Genomic DNA, 15,023 nt, shown 5'->3' with positions numbered 1-15,023 from the left:
ACGTTTTTGGAACCGTTTCCATTTGATATATCTTATATTAGTTGTTTATGTACAAAATGTCAATACTATTTTCAATTTTTTTATCACTTTTTGCATTTTTTCACATAGCTCACAATCCAGGTTACATAAAAATGTATAATTTTTGTCATATTCTATCCTTTCTGAATACTATAAATAGAACTATTAAATCTGAAAGGACTATCCTATGAAATGCAACAACCATTGTTCTCCGAACAGACCTGACTGTCGTGACAACATCTGCACTATAGACCTCCGGGATAAAGCGTTACAGAACCACAATTACCGCGAAACCGTGTGGACCGGCTGTTTCATGCAGATGACAGTCATGTGTATACCTGCCTGCTCAGACGTAGGTTTGGAAATCCATGATAATACCGATCAGATCATCCGGATCGAACAGGGACAGTGTTCAGTCAGAATGGGCTGCTGCCCAAACGAACTGTGCTTCCGTCAGAATCTTTGTGCAGGAGAATGCGTCTGTATACCAGCCGGCACATGGCACAACATCATCAACATTGGCAATAATCCACTGAAACTCTCATCCATCTATGCCCCACCACATCATCCCAGGGGAGAGACACAGGCCACCAAAGCCATGGCTATGGGAATGGATTGCTGATATGTTTTCATGTGACATGAGGTAGAACGCATTGCCAGATTTATTGTCCCATTGTTTTAAGCATGCTTCTGTCCTCTTAAAAAAAAGACACCAAATGCTGCCTGCCCGTCTGACATTGGGCAAGCGACATTTAGTGTCTTTGCTATTTCTGTATTAATTTTTCATACACATGCCATAATACATTGCCATGACCAAGTTATTTTTAATCTCGGTCAGTCGACATAGATATATTTATAGTAAATACCTCGCCGGCAACCTCCGCGCTCACCTCATGTCCCAGCTTGTCTGCAAGGCACCTTACTATGTAAAGTCCCAGCCCTGCGCCCTCCTTCTGTCTGGACTTTCCACGGCAGAACGCATCGAATATCATATCCACATCTATCTCATCGTCCGAATCTATGTCAGAGTGCCGCCACGTCCACGTCTACAGTCTCTATCGCATCGTCCAAGAACGGATTCCACCCTGACAAGCAGCTCATCCAGATCAAACGGCTTTGTGATATAGTCATCAACTCCATAAAAAAAATCCCGAAATATCGACTCCTGTCGATACTCCGGGATCATATACATTCTTTATGAATACGATGAAAGGAACTGTTTTGTCCTCTCCATCTTCGGATTGTCAAATACCTGGTCAGGTCTTCCCTGCTCAAGTATATATCCATCATCCATGAATATGACCTGACTTGCAACATCCTTTGCAAATGCCATCTCATGGGTAACAATTATCATGGTTGTCTTTTTGTCTGCAAGGTTTCTGAGAACCTTAAGTACCTCTCCTGTGAGCTCCGGATCAAGAGCCGATGTAGGCTCATCGAAACACAGGATGTCCGGCTGCAACGCAAGCGCCCTTGCTATAGCAACTCGCTGGCACTGTCCGCCTGAAAGCTGGTGAGGATAGTTGTTCATTCTTTCCTCAAGTCCCATCTGGCGGAGAAGTTCCTCTGCCTGGACTCTTATCTCGTCGAGTATATTCTTCTTGTTTACTTTGAAATCCGGTCTCTCCTTTGCCAGAAGCTCTCTTGCGAGCATCACGTTCTGAAGTGCCGTGTACTGCGGGAAAAGATTAAATGACTGGAACACCAGTCCAAAATGCAGTCTCTTCTTGCGCACCTCCGACTCCTTAAGGGTTTCCGGCTTGTCTGTATCAAGCAGGATCTCATCTTTTACACGGATTACTCCGTTATCCGGCATCTCCAGAAAGTTCAGACAGCGAAGAAGTGTTGTCTTTCCACTTCCTGATGATCCTATGATAGAAAGGACCTCGCCCTGCTCCAGAGAAAAGCTTATATCCTTGAGCACATCCGTCTTGCCAAACTTCTTTTTTATATGTTCAACCTCTAATATAGCCATTTCCGGCTCCTCCTATCTAAAGAAATCAAGTTTCTTCTCTAATTTGCCAAGTAAAACTGTGAGTACGCCATTCCATATCAGATAGTAGAATGCGCAGAAGAATAGTGGCCATATCGCACCAGAGATTCCCTGTGAACCCTTCATGAATGCCTGTCCTGCCCAGATTATCTCCTGAAGTGCGATGATACGGGCAAGGGACGTATCCTTGACCAGAGTTATGATCTCGTTGGACATCGCCGGAACTATCTTCTTTATCATCTGCAAAAGCTTGACCTTGAAGAATATCTGCTTTGGAGTCATGCCAAGCACAAGTCCGGCCTCCTCCTGTCCTACAGGAATACCCTGAATACCTCCACGGTAAATCTCTGAGAAATAGCAGGCATAGTTCACTATGAATGACACCGATGCCGCTACAAATCTTCCGCCTTCGCCGCCGCCCCATACCGGGTTGTGGAATACAAGTCCCGGGAAATAATATATGATGAGCAGCTGTATCATAAGTGGTGTACCTCTCACTATCCATACAATGAACTTCATAAGATAGCTGAGCGGTTTAAACTTTGACATGGAACCGAGTGCTATGAGAAGTCCAAGTGGAAATGCACCGAGCAATGTCACGAAGAACAATTTTAATGTCTGTATAAATCCTGTATTAAGAGCTCCAAGTACGACCGGGAGCTGTTCAAAAAACAAATCCATAATAATTTTTCTCTCTAAGTGATGGTAAAAATACTAATTATATCTTATCTATTACTTTGCAAGTGCAGCCTGTACCTTATATGTCTCAGCACACTTCTCCATTGAACCGTCAGCCTTACTGTCTGCAAAGAACTTGTTGAGCTCAGCTACAAGATCTGAGTCCTTTCTGAAGCCAACGCCATACTCCTCGCTGTTGAGACCTACGGTATATGTGAGCTTGTCATAACCTGTTCCCTCACCAACCATAGCTGCTGCCATAAGCGAATCAATGATTGCTGCATCTGATGTTCCAGCTGCAACTTCCATGAGTGCATCTGCCTGTGCCTTTACCGCTGTATAGTTGAGACCAAGCGCCTTGGCCTGATCCTCGCCTGCGCTTCCTGCCTCTACAGCAAATGTAAGCTCCTTGATGCTGTCTACTGTCTGATACTTGTCTGCCTTATCATTTGGCACGATAACTACCTGAGCATTGTTGCAGTATGCATCTGAACATGCCATTGAGCTTGTAACCTCATCTGTAAGTGTCATACCATTCCATACACAGTCGATGGTCTTGCCGTCAAGCTCCATGATCTTGTTGTCCCAATCTATCTCTACGAACTCTGCCTTTACCCCAAGGCTCTCTGCAAATGCTGATGCCATATCCGCGTCAAATCCGATCCAGTTGCCTGACTCATCCTTGTAATCCATCGGTGCGAAGTCTGTAACGCCGACAACGAGAGTTCCCTTATTCTTTACATACTCCAGATCACTCTTTGACTCACTCTTAGATCCGTTATCAGATCCGCCACATCCAACCAGTGAAAGTCCCATTGCTGCCACTAAGAGCAGTGATAATAACTTTTTCATACTTTTTTCCTCCTGAAATATACTTAAATATACTTGGCAGATGCATGAAACACACTACACTGGGCATCTGCATGATATACAGCCCTATTAGGGCACAACACGGTAACATAGTAACAGTTTATCATGGTAAAGTCAAATCTAAGATTATGAAAAAACATGTAAATATATTATGTAATAATAATAACCACAGAAGGTCTTACTCTTCTGTGATCAGGATGCTCACCATCTGGAATTATTTTACATACGCTCTGTCAATATGTATCACACAATAGTAATTTTTATTGTACTCACTAACTTTTTCCTTGATATAGGATATTATCTGTTCTTCTGACATTTGATATCCATGTGGCAAAACCACATCAAAAATCAAATTGGAATGTGTTGAACCCTTTACCATTCTAAAGTCGTGAAACTGAACATTTTCATTTTTTCTGCTATCCTTATTAAGTGATTCTATAATTTCAGTGATCCGCGCTTTCACAGCATTTGTCTCCTCATCGTCATCTACTATCGGGTCCATGTGAATGACAGGCTCACAATTTAGTTCTTTTCTGAGAGAGAATTCTATCTGATCGATCAGATCATGCAGTTCAAGAATATCTTCCTTATAAGGAACTTCTGCGTGCAAGCTGACCATAAGTCTGCCAGGTCCATAATCATGGACCACAAGATCATGAATACCAAGGATCCTTTTATCACACCTCACGATCTTCTCGATCTCATCCACAAGCTCTGGTTCCGGTGCCTGACCAAGCAATGGGCTGACCGTATCCTTCATTGCAGTGATGCCAGCTATGAGTATCATTACGCCCACCAATAACCCGCAATATCCATCTATAGGTATTTTCCAGAAATGAGCAGCAAGTGCAGATGCAAGAACAACCATTGTGGAAAATGTATCAGATAAACTGTCTTTCGCCGTCGCTATCATGGTCGCACTCTCTATCTTTCTGCCTATACTCCTGTTGTAGAAATACATATATATCTTTACTCCAATTGAAACAACGAGTATAACGGCAACTAGACTGCTGAATTTTGGAAGTTCCGGATGTAGGATCTTTCCGATTGAATCTTTAATAAGCTCGTAGGCCATCAATATGATCATGACTGCTACAAATAAGCCTGATATATACTCTATTCTTCCATGTCCAAACGGATGATCCGGGTCCGGTTTTCTGCCAGATAACTTAAAGCCTATCATAGATATAAACGAGCTTCCTGCATCTGATAAATTGTTGAACGCATCCGCCGTGATCGAGATAGCACCCGAAAGTAATCCAGCGAAGAATTTTCCCAGAAACAATAATACATTCAAAAATATACCAACAGCTCCGCAAAGAACACCATATTTCTCCCTCACCTTGCTATCCTTATAATTATCTGATTTGATCCACAACTTCGACAATAATGTCACCATATCTTTTGTTCCTCCTAATCTGAATCTCAAAAGTTCTGAAAAAAAGAACCCACAAAAGCGTTGGACTTCTGCGGGTTCTTGATATATCTGAAATGATATATAATTATCTCTTTGAGAACTGTGGAGCACGACGAGCGGCCTTGAGACCGTACTTCTTTCTCTCCTTCATTCTTGGATCTCTTGTAAGGTATCCAGCCTTCTTAAGGATTGGTCTGTACTCAGCATCAACCTCAAGGAGTGCTCTTGAAATACCATGTCTGATAGCTCCAGCCTGACCTGTGAAACCACCACCACATACGTTAACGAGTACATCGTACTTACCCTCTGTGCCTGTAGCAACGAGTGGCTGCTTTACGATAACCTTGAGTGTATCAAGGCCAAAGTACTCATCCATATCCTTCTTGTTTATAACGATCTTACCAGTACCTGGAGTGATGTAAACTCTGGCGATACTGCTTTTTCTTCTTCCTGTTCCATAGAACTTTGTTGTCTTAGCCATCTGTTAATCTCCTCCTTCTTAGTACTTAATCTCTAATACTTCTGGCTTCTGTGCCTGATGCTTGTGATCTGCACCAGCGTATACGTGAAGCTTTGTGATCATCTCTCTGCCAAGTGGTCCCTTTGGAAGCATTCCCTTAACTGCAAGGTAGATAACATCCTCTGGCTTCTTAGCCATCTTCTCACGAAGAGTTGTCTCTTTCATACCACCTACATAATCTGAGTGGTTGTAGTATACCTTCTGATCTAACTTCTTACCAGTTACCTGGATCTTGTCAGCGTTTACTACTATTACATAATCACCTGTATCAATGTGTGGTGTATATGTTGGCTTGTTCTTTCCTCTTAAAATGCTTGCGATCTCTGATGCAAGACGACCTAAAGTATGTCCTGTAGCGTCAACTACATACCACTTTCTCTCTATTGTTGATGGGCTTGCCATAAAGCTCTTCATCGTGGTACCTCCTAAATTATTCTTTTATAATCTTCTTTACTAATGTATATTCAGCACATTTCTTACCGGGGCATTGGTTCGAAACACACTTATAAACTTCGCATACTTTGCAAGTATATTATAATTACATTTTGTTGTCAACTATTTTTTCCAACAAAAATATCCGGCGATACATGTGCACCGCCGGATACCATATTATCATTCATTCTTCTGTCTGTAAATACTATCTTTTATTTAGAAATCCACCTCTGTGTCATAGTAGCAGCACTTCAGCAGCTTCTCCATCTCCTCCTGGCTTGGCTGTCTTGGGTTGGAGCCTGTACATGCATCAAGTATCGCATTTGCAGCGATCTCAGGAAGTCTCTCAAGGAATACGTCCTCCGGAACAAAGCCCTGCTCACATGGATAGCTGTCAGGTCCATAATTCTTGATACAGTGAGGTATGTTCAGCTCATCATTCATCTTGCGCAGATATGCGATGAGAAGAGCTACCTTCTCGTCGAGTGTCTCTCCGCCAAGGCCCATGAAGTCTGCTATCTCGCCGTAACGAATCTTTGCTGTCTCATCCTTTGCATTGAAAGCGATAACCTTCGGGAGATACATCGCATTTGCTGCTCCGTGGATGATATGTGCACCGTAATCGGCAAATGCTGCTCCGGTCTTGTGTGCCATTGAATGTACGATTCCAAGCAGTGCATTTGAAAATGCCATACCTGCCAGGCACTGCGCATTATGCATTGCGTCACGCTTCTCCATGTCTCCGTTATATGATCCAACCAGATCATTCTGGATCATCTTGATCGCATGAAGTGCCAGTGGATCTGTAAAATCACAGTTTGCTGTCGATACATAAGCCTCGATTGCATGTGTCATGGCATCCATACCTGTGTGAGCAACCAGCTTCTGAGGCATGGTCTCTGCCAGCTCAGGATCTACGATCGCAACATCCGGTGTGATCTCAAAATCAGCTATCGGATACTTGATTCCCTTCTCATAATCTGTGATGATCGAGAATGCTGTAACCTCTGTTGCAGTTCCTGATGTTGAAGAAATAGCACAGAAATGAGCTTTCTTTCTGAGCTCCGGAATTCCAAACACCTTGCACATGTCCTCAAATGTCGCATCTGGATACTCATACTTTATCCACATAGCCTTTGCTGCATCTATAGGTGAACCACCGCCGATGGCCACTATCCAGTCTGGCTCAAATTCAAGCATGGCTGCTGCACCCTTCATAACCGTCTCTACTGAAGGATCTGGCTCAATTCCCTCAAATAACTTAACTTCCATTCCAGCTTCCTCAAGGTACTGAACTGCCCTGTCAAGGAATCCAAATCTTTTCATGGATCCGCCTCCAACACAGACCATAGCTCTCTTACCCTTGAATGTTTTGAGTGCCTCCAAAGCACCTTTTCCGTGATATAAATCTCTTGGTAATGTAAATCTTGCCATCGTTTGCCCTCCTAAAATCGAAATAAAAAAAGCCAATCATGTTATCTTCACTGAAACACCTTGAAATATTCCGAACACTTCGAAACAATTCCTGACATATCCGTCATGTATCAGCATTTCAATGTAATTATAACATGATTGGCTCTTGTTTTCATTATTTTTTGTGCATTTCACACAATGTTTTTCATCTATTTTCCACTGTTTTGCTAGATGTTTTCCACTTTTCATTCTTATTTCTAGATTATTTCAAGTCCACTTTTCCAAATTATTATATACAAAATATAACCACGCTGTTTTATGAACTGCCAATATATTATTAGCAATTTTATCTTATCCTGGCAAATATTATACGTCTACAGATATTTTATCTCCACAAGAGTAAGCCCCTTGGCCTCGGCTTTCGGACCAGCTTTCGTTCTATCCTTAGCCTCAAGTATTGACTCCATACAGTCCTCCGGCCAGATTCCAAGACCTATCTTCATCAAAGTTCCCACTATGATGCGGACCATATTGTACAAGAAACCATTGCCGCTGATCCTTATATGTATCATATCACCAACTTTATCTATGGTTATATCTGTTATTGTACGGACTGTATTCTCCACCTGAGACCTTGATGAACAGAAGCTCTTGAAATCATGCTCCCCAACCAGTACTGCCGCAGCCCGCTTCATCTTATCTATATCAAGTGGATAATAGACGAATGTCGAGTAAAGACGCTCCGTCGGCATATCAAATCTTCTGTTTAATATCTTGTATTCATATGTCTTGATCGTGTCACAATATCTCGGATGAAAATCGTCAGCCACCTGGCATGACTCCTGTATCCTTATGTCTTCCGGGAGCCGCTGATTAAGCGCAAATGAAAACTTCTCTCCAGGTATTCCTGATTCAGTGTCGAACACCGCCACATTTCCCAGTGCATGTACACCGGAATCCGTTCTGCTGGCTCCTATAACCTTTATATCCTCATGACAAAGCTCGCTGAGTGTCTTATTCAGGACTTCCTCAACCGTTATTCCATTTATCTGAACCTGCCATCCACAATAATTTGTTCCATCGTAGGCTACGATCAATTTTACTCTCTTCATATTCGTACTAGGGATGTATCTGACACATCCGTATCCTTTTCTATATTATCGATGTATCTGAATTACGCTCCAATTCTTAATCAAGCCCGATCGTCATTGACTCTGTAATATTTAAAACAAATCTATATACAAACGACTTTTGATCCCGAAGTGCGCATGTATCCCGAAATAAGATTGCAGGATTTCCTACATCACACATCTGTATACTATCATGCATCCCAGATACACCAACACTATAGCATAACTTACATAGTCTGTTCCACTGTATTTTAACGGATTCATGCGGCTCCTGCCTTCGCTGCCGTCAAAACATCTGGCATCCATGGCCTGGGCAAGATCTGTGGCCCTCCTTATCGCCGATACAAATAATGGTACAAATACAGGTACATAACTCTTTATCCTCTTGAATATATTGCCACTCTCGAAGTCCGCACCTCTGGAAAGCTGTGCCTTCATGATCTTATCCAGCTCCTCCATAAATATCGGGATAAATCGCAATGCGATCATAAGCATCATGGCCATATCAGACACCGGAACCTTTATTTTCTTCAAGAATCCCAGACTGCTCTCCAGTCCATTTGCCAGATTCATCGGTCTTGTAGTGTACGTCATGACAGATGAGCCTATTATGAGGTATACAAGGCGTATAACCACAAGCACCGTAGTCATCACACTGTTATCTGTTATGCGAAGTCTGTGCCAGCTCCAAAGTACCCGTCCGTCCCCGTTGAACACGCTGAATATTGCTGTAAACAGAATAAACATCCATATGACCTTCAGTCCCCTGCAAATGTATGTTATCGGCACCCTGCTCACCGCCACATATATACAGAGGAATGCCGTTGCGGCAAGTATCATGATCCAGTCCTTGCAAAGAAACAGCGATATGGCATATAGAAATGTTATTGCAAGCTTTGTTCTCGGATCCATTCTATGTATCACAGAATTGCCACTGTAATATTGTCCTATTGTAATATCTCGTATCATAGTAAATCTCCTATTCCGGGCACCCGGAAACATCTATACCGTACCGCTCAAGTAAGCTCCTGTCCTCAAAAAACTCACCTGTCCCTCCATCATACACTATCCTTCCATGCTCCATAAGAAGAATCCTCTCTGACATCTCATACACATCCTCCATGTCGTGGGATACCAGTATGATCGTCACATTTTTCTCTCTGTTGAGCTTTCTGACGAGATTCCATAACTGCTCCCGGCTCTCTCCGTCAAGCCCGCATGCAGGCTCATCAAGGATCAATACGTCTGGCTCATATGCCAGTATTCCCGCTATTGCCACCCTCTTTTTCAAACCACCGGACAATTCGAATGGAGAATACTCCGCATATTTCTCCGGTACTCCCACCAACTCAAGCGCCTTTCTGGCAGCATCCTCAGCCTCTCTCTTTGACATTCCAAAGTTTATCGGGCCATACATTACATCCTTGAGCACCGTATTCTCAAACAACTGGGACTCAGGGAACTGAAATACATACCCTATCCTCCTGCGGATATCCTTGATATTTCTTACACTCTGCACATCCGTATCATACAGATATACCTTGCCACTCTGTGGAACTATCAGCTTATTTATCATTTGAAGCAGTGTACTCTTTCCCGAGCCGGTCTGCCCTATTACAGCGACAACCTGTCCTTCATATATCTTGATGTTTATATCAGAAAGCGCCTGAAATGACTCATTTCCATTCACATACGAATATGATACATTCTGAATCTCAACTATACATTTTTCTGAATTATCTGCAGTCTTCTCATCCTCAGCATGATTACTCTGCGCATTGTTCATATCGCTGCTTATATCCATATGCCTGTTCTTATATTTATAGCAGATATCGATCGGTATTCCGGCCCTACGCTTCATATCAACCGGTATCTCCAGTCCATAGCTCTTAAGCCGGTCAACATCTGTAAATACATCTCCAGGTGTACCCTCTGCCACGATCCTGCTATTATCCAATATGTATACTTTATCCGCCATAAGTGCCTCAGTTATCCTGTGAGTCACCATTATTACGGTTATTTTCTTTTCTTTGTTCAATCTCTGCACAAGCTCCAACATATCCTTTGCTCCCTGCGGGTCAAGCATGGATGTCGCCTCGTCTAGCACTATACAATCCGGAGTCATTGCCATGGACGATGCGATTGCAAGCCGCTGTTTCTGTCCACCGCTTATTCTTGACGTATTGGCATACTTATAGGCTGTGAGCCCTGTGAGCTCCAGCATCTCATCTATCTTCTTCCATATATCTTCACTGGAGACGCCAAGATTCTCCAGCCCAAATCCTATATCCTCAGCGAGGGTGTTGCCAACTATCTGGTTATCGGGATTTTGAAACACCATTCCTACCTGTCGTCTGATGGATGTAAGCTCTCCCATCTCCGCCATGTCTTTTCCACCTATGACTATCGAACCCTCATGCGGTGCAAGCAGTCCATTCAAATGTCTTGCAAACGTAGACTTCCCTGAACCGTTTCTGCCAAGGATCGCGATTATCTCCCCCTTGTCGGCAAGAAAATCTACATCCTTTATTGCCCAGTTCTCCCCTATCTTATTGCCGTCTTTATCCTTTATATTAAATTTATGAGATAGTCCTTTTACATTTATGAAGCTCATAATCTTTCCAATCTATATCAATGAAATCTCTATATTTCACTAAATTTTATTAAAAAACAGGGCCGCCGTACACGAACGTAAACTAATACGTCTATGTACTGCAGCCCTGTTTATTTATCTGTATAATATCAATCGATTATACTAACTCGAGAATAACCTCAAGAGCCTGATCACCCTTACGCTGACCGATCTTGATGATTCTTGTGTAACCACCCTTACGTCCTGCGTACTTTGTACCATACTCATCGAATAACTTCTGTGTTAAGTCGATCTTCTTAGTACCGGCCTTCTTACCAGCAGCATCTGTAGGAACTTCAACAACTGGATATAAAACCTTGAGCATCTCTCTTCTGGCATGAAGTCTTGAAGGCTGATCCTTCTTAACTGTCTTCTCAACTGTGTCGTATACTGTAACCTTCTTACCGTCTACAACTTCCTTGATTCTCTTGCCATCTTTATCCTTCTTAGCAACCTTAGCCTGAACTGTAACCTCATCGTAGTTGTCCTTCTCAGCAACTGCTAAAGTGATGAGCTTCTCTGCGATCTTAACAACTTCCTTAGCTCTTGCCTCTGTTGTCTTGATCTTTCCATGATACAGTAACTGAGTTACCTGGTTACGAAGTAATGCGTTTCTCTGTGCGCTTGCTTTTCCAAGCTTTCTATACTTTGCCATTTTAATTATCCTCCTATACCCTTTGCGGGTCTTCACTGTGCTTACTATTATTCAGCTTGAGTGGTATACGGGAACTGCTATTAGTCCTCGTTCTGATTAAGTGATAAGCCTAACTCCTTAAGCTTAGCTAATACTTCATCCAGTGACTTACGACCAAGGTTACGAACCTTCATCATATCCTCTGGTGTCTTGTTTATAAGTTCCTGAACTGTGTTGATGCCAGCTCTCTTCAAACAGTTGTATGAACGAACTGATAACTCGAGCTCATCGATATTCATCTCAAGAACCTTTTCCTTCTCGTCTGTTGTGCTCTCAACCATAACATCTACAAGACGTGCGTTCTCTGATAAATCTACGAACAGCTTCAAGTGCTCTACCAGAAGATTTGCAGCAAGACTTACTGCCTCATCTGGAGCAAGAGCTCCGTTTGTATATACATCAAGAGTTAACTTATCATAGTCAGTAACCTGACCAACACGTGTATTCTGAACTGTAAGGTTTACTCTTTCAACAGGGGTGAAGATTGAGTCAATAGCGATGACATCAATTGGTGCATCTGCTTCCTTGTTCTTGTCAAGGCTTACATATCCACGTCCGTTGACAATTGTAAGCTCCATCTCAAGCTTTGCGTCCGGACCACTAAGGTTTGCGATTACAAGATCAGGATTTACAATCTCTATATCTCCGTCAACCTTGATATCTCCTGCCTTAACAACGCGCTCACCAACAACATCGATGTATGCCTGCTTTGGCTCAAATGTATCTGAGTTATTCTTGATAACGACATTCTTGATGTTCATTATTATCTCAGTAACATCCTCTTTTACACCTGGTATTGAGCTGAACTCGTGTAAAACACCCTTTATCTTAACGTGGCTTACAGCGGTACCTGGTAATGAAGAAAGCATTATTCTTCTAAGTGAGTTACCAAGTGTTATACCGTAACCTCTCTCTAAAGGCTCGATTACAAACTTGCCATATTTGTTGTCATCTGAAGTCTCAACGATCTCGATTTTTGGTTTTTCAAACTCAAACATCTAAGCCCCTCCTTTACGGGTTTTAAAATGCTACACTCCAAGTTACAAAATGTATAAATAAAGAACAAATCTTACTTAGAATATAACTCGACGATGAGAGTCTCATTTACAGGAACATCGATCTGCTCTCTGCTTGGCTTCTCTACAACTTCACCTGCGAGGTTATCTCTGTCTGCTGTTAACCAACCTGGTACGAGAACACCCTCTGTTGCAGCCATGATATCCTTGTATCTCTGAAGAGACTTGCTCTTCTCTCTGATCTCGATCTTATCGCCTGGCTTAACTGAGTATGAAGGGATGTTTACACACTTGCCATTTACAAGTACGTGCTTGTGATCTACGATCTGTCTAGCCTCTCTTCTTGTTCTTGCAAAGCCTAATCTGAAGATGATGTTGTCAAGTCTAAGCTCAAGTAATGTCATGAGGTTAGGACCTGTTAATCCCTTCTGCTGCTCAGCCTTTGCATAAAGGTTACGGAAAGGCTTCTCAAGTACACCATAAATGAACTTAGCCTTCTGCTTCTCGCGGAGCTGAAGTCCATACTCGCTCTGCTTTCTATTTGATCTGTTTGGTCTTCTGTTTGACTTCTTGTCTATTCCGAGATACATTGGCTCCATGCCTAAAGATCTGCATCTCTTAAGAACTGGGGTTCTATCTACTGCCATCTTGTTTGTACCTCCTCTAATTAAACTCTTCTTCTCTTTGGTGGACGACATCCGTTATGTGGAACCGGAGTAACATCCTTGATACTAACTACATCTATACCACATGCTGAGAGTGCACGAATTGCAGCCTCTCTTCCTGAACCTGGTCCCTTGACAAATACGTCGATTGTCTTGAGTCCGTAAGGTGCAGCAGCCTTTGCGGCTGTCTCTGCAGCCATCTGAGCAGCATATGGAGTTGACTTCTTAGAACCCTTAAATCCTAATCCACCAGCGCTTGCCCATGAAAGCGCATTGCCTTCAGCGTCTGTTAATGTAACAATTGTATTATTGAAAGATGACTGAATATGAGCCTGTCCGTGCTGTACGCTCTTTCTGACACGCTTCTTAGCCACTTTTTTAGTTGCCTGCTTAGCCATTAGCCTAAACCTCCTATGGTTTTTTACAAATATATTCTATAAATATTACTTCTTCTTATTAGCAACAGTCTTCTTAGGACCCTTACGAGTTCTAGCGTTAGTCTTAGTCTTCTGTCCACGAACAGGAAGTCCCTGTCTATGACGCTTACCACGATAGCAAGCAATCTCCTGTAAACGCTTAATATTGAAGCCTATCTCTCTACGTAAATCTCCCTCTACTACCTGAGTTGCCTTGATAACCTCGCTGAGTCTTCTAACCTCATCGTCAGTCAGATCTGCGCAACGTGTATCAGGATTAACGTTTGCTTCCTTAAGAATACGCTGTGATGAAGGAAGTCCGATACCATAGATATAAGTAAGACCAATTTCAACACGTTTCTCTCTTGGTAAATCAACACCTGAAATACGAGCCATTATAATAACCTCCGTAAAATCTTCTTTTAAGCTGAATCCACAAATGTATCCCATAGCACACGCTATGGGGTGAAATGCATACACCGCAAACTTCAACTAAGTTGTATATTTCTATAATTGTATTGGCATATCTACGTATGCCACAGCCGCTTTTAAATAATACAGTACATTAGATATATGTACTGACGCACGAAAATAAGTATACTTCCGGATGGGCTATCATCCATATACTTCTTTTCCTTTTTTGATTAACCCTGACGCTGCTTGTGCTTTGGATTCTCGCAGATAACTCTAACGATTCCCTTTCTCTTGATAACTTTGCACTTATCGCAGATAGGTTTTACTGATGCTCTAACCTTCATTAGAAACTCTCCTTTCAAAAAAAGTCCGCTACGAATTAGCATTCTATCATTTTCATTGATAAAATGCAATAGGGAAATTCATTTTTTTATTATTTATCTCTCCAAACGATTCTTCCCTTGGTAAGATCGTATGGTGATAACTCTATTGTAACTTTGTCGCCAGGAAGAATCTTTATATAATTCATTCTCAGCTTTCCACTTATATGAGCAAGAACCTTGTGTCCATTCTCAAGTTCTACCTGAAACATGGCATTTGGAAGTTTCTCAACTACTGTTCCTTCTACTTCAATTACATCTGCTTTTGACATTTTCAAAAATCCTCCTATATATATAAATCAACTTATGAGTTCTCCATGATATAATGAATATGT

At 42.2% G+C, this 15,023-nt stretch carries 20 protein-coding genes; 1 reads left to right on the top strand and 19 read right to left on the bottom strand.

All coding sequences use genetic code 11. From position 1 onward, the window contains the following. The first annotated feature begins 205 nt into the window (after positions 1–205). Positions 206–640 carry a cupin domain-containing protein gene (locus OCV54_RS06600; protein ID WP_022216658.1) on the top strand — a complete coding sequence of 145 codons (435 nt, stop codon included), beginning with the start codon at positions 206–208 and terminating at the stop codon, positions 638–640. A gap of 202 nt (positions 641–842) precedes the next feature. On the opposite strand, the gene OCV54_RS06595 is transcribed toward OCV54_RS06600, so the two are convergent. From OCV54_RS06595 to infA, 19 genes are all read right to left on the bottom strand, one after another. After that, the gene (locus tag OCV54_RS06595; protein WP_022216657.1) at positions 843–1,010 is read right to left on the bottom strand and encodes an ATP-binding protein; all 168 of its coding nucleotides are present in this window, start codon (positions 1,008–1,010) and stop codon (positions 843–845) included. A gap of 26 nt (positions 1,011–1,036) precedes the next feature. Further along, complete coding sequence (locus OCV54_RS06590; RefSeq protein ID WP_242849718.1) at positions 1,037–1,210, bottom strand: hypothetical protein; 174 nt, start codon at positions 1,208–1,210, stop codon at positions 1,037–1,039. Positions 1,211–1,213: 3 nt separating this feature from the next. Then, positions 1,214–1,993, bottom strand: coding sequence for an amino acid ABC transporter ATP-binding protein (locus tag OCV54_RS06585; protein WP_055223157.1), 780 nt, complete (start codon positions 1,991–1,993; stop codon positions 1,214–1,216). A gap of 12 nt (positions 1,994–2,005) precedes the next feature. Further along, positions 2,006–2,692, bottom strand: coding sequence for an amino acid ABC transporter permease (locus OCV54_RS06580; RefSeq protein ID WP_004850185.1), 687 nt, complete (start codon positions 2,690–2,692; stop codon positions 2,006–2,008). Between the two features lie 51 nt (positions 2,693–2,743). After that, positions 2,744–3,541, bottom strand: a complete 798-nt coding sequence (locus tag OCV54_RS06575; protein WP_055223155.1) for a transporter substrate-binding domain-containing protein — start codon at positions 3,539–3,541, stop codon at positions 2,744–2,746. A gap of 232 nt (positions 3,542–3,773) precedes the next feature. Continuing rightward, the gene (locus tag OCV54_RS06570; RefSeq protein ID WP_055223152.1) at positions 3,774–4,958 is read right to left on the bottom strand and encodes a cation diffusion facilitator family transporter; all 1,185 of its coding nucleotides are present in this window, start codon (positions 4,956–4,958) and stop codon (positions 3,774–3,776) included. Between the two features lie 103 nt (positions 4,959–5,061). Continuing rightward, a complete protein-coding gene (gene rpsI, locus OCV54_RS06565) occupies positions 5,062–5,457 on the bottom strand; it encodes a 30S ribosomal protein S9 (protein WP_004850181.1) in 396 nt (131 codons plus the stop codon). A gap of 18 nt (positions 5,458–5,475) precedes the next feature. Continuing rightward, a complete protein-coding gene (gene rplM / locus OCV54_RS06560) occupies positions 5,476–5,910 on the bottom strand; it encodes a 50S ribosomal protein L13 (RefSeq protein WP_004850178.1) in 435 nt (144 codons plus the stop codon). A 234-nt stretch (positions 5,911–6,144) separates the two neighbouring features. Continuing rightward, the gene (locus OCV54_RS06555; protein ID WP_022216655.1) at positions 6,145–7,362 is read right to left on the bottom strand and encodes an iron-containing alcohol dehydrogenase; all 1,218 of its coding nucleotides are present in this window, start codon (positions 7,360–7,362) and stop codon (positions 6,145–6,147) included. Between the two features lie 353 nt (positions 7,363–7,715). Further along, entirely contained in the window at positions 7,716–8,453 is a 738-nt protein-coding gene (truA, locus tag OCV54_RS06550) for a tRNA pseudouridine(38-40) synthase TruA (RefSeq protein ID WP_055223150.1), read from the bottom strand. Between the two features lie 186 nt (positions 8,454–8,639). After that, a complete protein-coding gene (locus OCV54_RS06545) occupies positions 8,640–9,440 on the bottom strand; it encodes an energy-coupling factor transporter transmembrane component T family protein (protein ID WP_015533803.1) in 801 nt (266 codons plus the stop codon). A gap of 10 nt (positions 9,441–9,450) precedes the next feature. Then, entirely contained in the window at positions 9,451–11,085 is a 1,635-nt protein-coding gene (locus OCV54_RS06540) for an ABC transporter ATP-binding protein (RefSeq protein WP_055223148.1), read from the bottom strand. A 136-nt stretch (positions 11,086–11,221) separates the two neighbouring features. Beyond that, positions 11,222–11,758 (bottom strand): bL17 family ribosomal protein, encoded by a 537-nt coding sequence (locus tag OCV54_RS06535; RefSeq protein WP_015533801.1) that lies wholly within the window; start codon positions 11,756–11,758, stop codon positions 11,222–11,224. An 80-nt stretch (positions 11,759–11,838) separates the two neighbouring features. Then, positions 11,839–12,795 (bottom strand): DNA-directed RNA polymerase subunit alpha, encoded by a 957-nt coding sequence (locus OCV54_RS06530; RefSeq protein ID WP_015533800.1) that lies wholly within the window; start codon positions 12,793–12,795, stop codon positions 11,839–11,841. A 71-nt stretch (positions 12,796–12,866) separates the two neighbouring features. Then, positions 12,867–13,460, bottom strand: a complete 594-nt coding sequence (rpsD, locus tag OCV54_RS06525) for a 30S ribosomal protein S4 (protein WP_015533799.1) — start codon at positions 13,458–13,460, stop codon at positions 12,867–12,869. A 20-nt stretch (positions 13,461–13,480) separates the two neighbouring features. Beyond that, a complete protein-coding gene (gene rpsK / locus OCV54_RS06520) occupies positions 13,481–13,876 on the bottom strand; it encodes a 30S ribosomal protein S11 (RefSeq protein ID WP_004850165.1) in 396 nt (131 codons plus the stop codon). A 45-nt stretch (positions 13,877–13,921) separates the two neighbouring features. Next, positions 13,922–14,290, bottom strand: a complete 369-nt coding sequence (gene rpsM / locus OCV54_RS06515) for a 30S ribosomal protein S13 (protein WP_015533798.1) — start codon at positions 14,288–14,290, stop codon at positions 13,922–13,924. 248 nt (positions 14,291–14,538) lie between these two features. Next, complete coding sequence (rpmJ, locus tag OCV54_RS06510) at positions 14,539–14,652, bottom strand: 50S ribosomal protein L36 (protein ID WP_015533797.1); 114 nt, start codon at positions 14,650–14,652, stop codon at positions 14,539–14,541. An 89-nt stretch (positions 14,653–14,741) separates the two neighbouring features. After that, positions 14,742–14,960 carry a translation initiation factor IF-1 gene (gene infA / locus OCV54_RS06505; protein ID WP_004850160.1) on the bottom strand — a complete coding sequence of 73 codons (219 nt, stop codon included), beginning with the start codon at positions 14,958–14,960 and terminating at the stop codon, positions 14,742–14,744. Between the last annotated feature and the right edge of the window lie 63 nt (positions 14,961–15,023).

This window comes from Coprococcus aceti, assembly GCF_025567285.1.
GTDB classification, from domain to species: Bacteria; Bacillota; Clostridia; order Lachnospirales; family Lachnospiraceae; genus Coprococcus; species Coprococcus aceti.
This window is presented reverse-complemented; position numbering and strand designations above follow the sequence as displayed.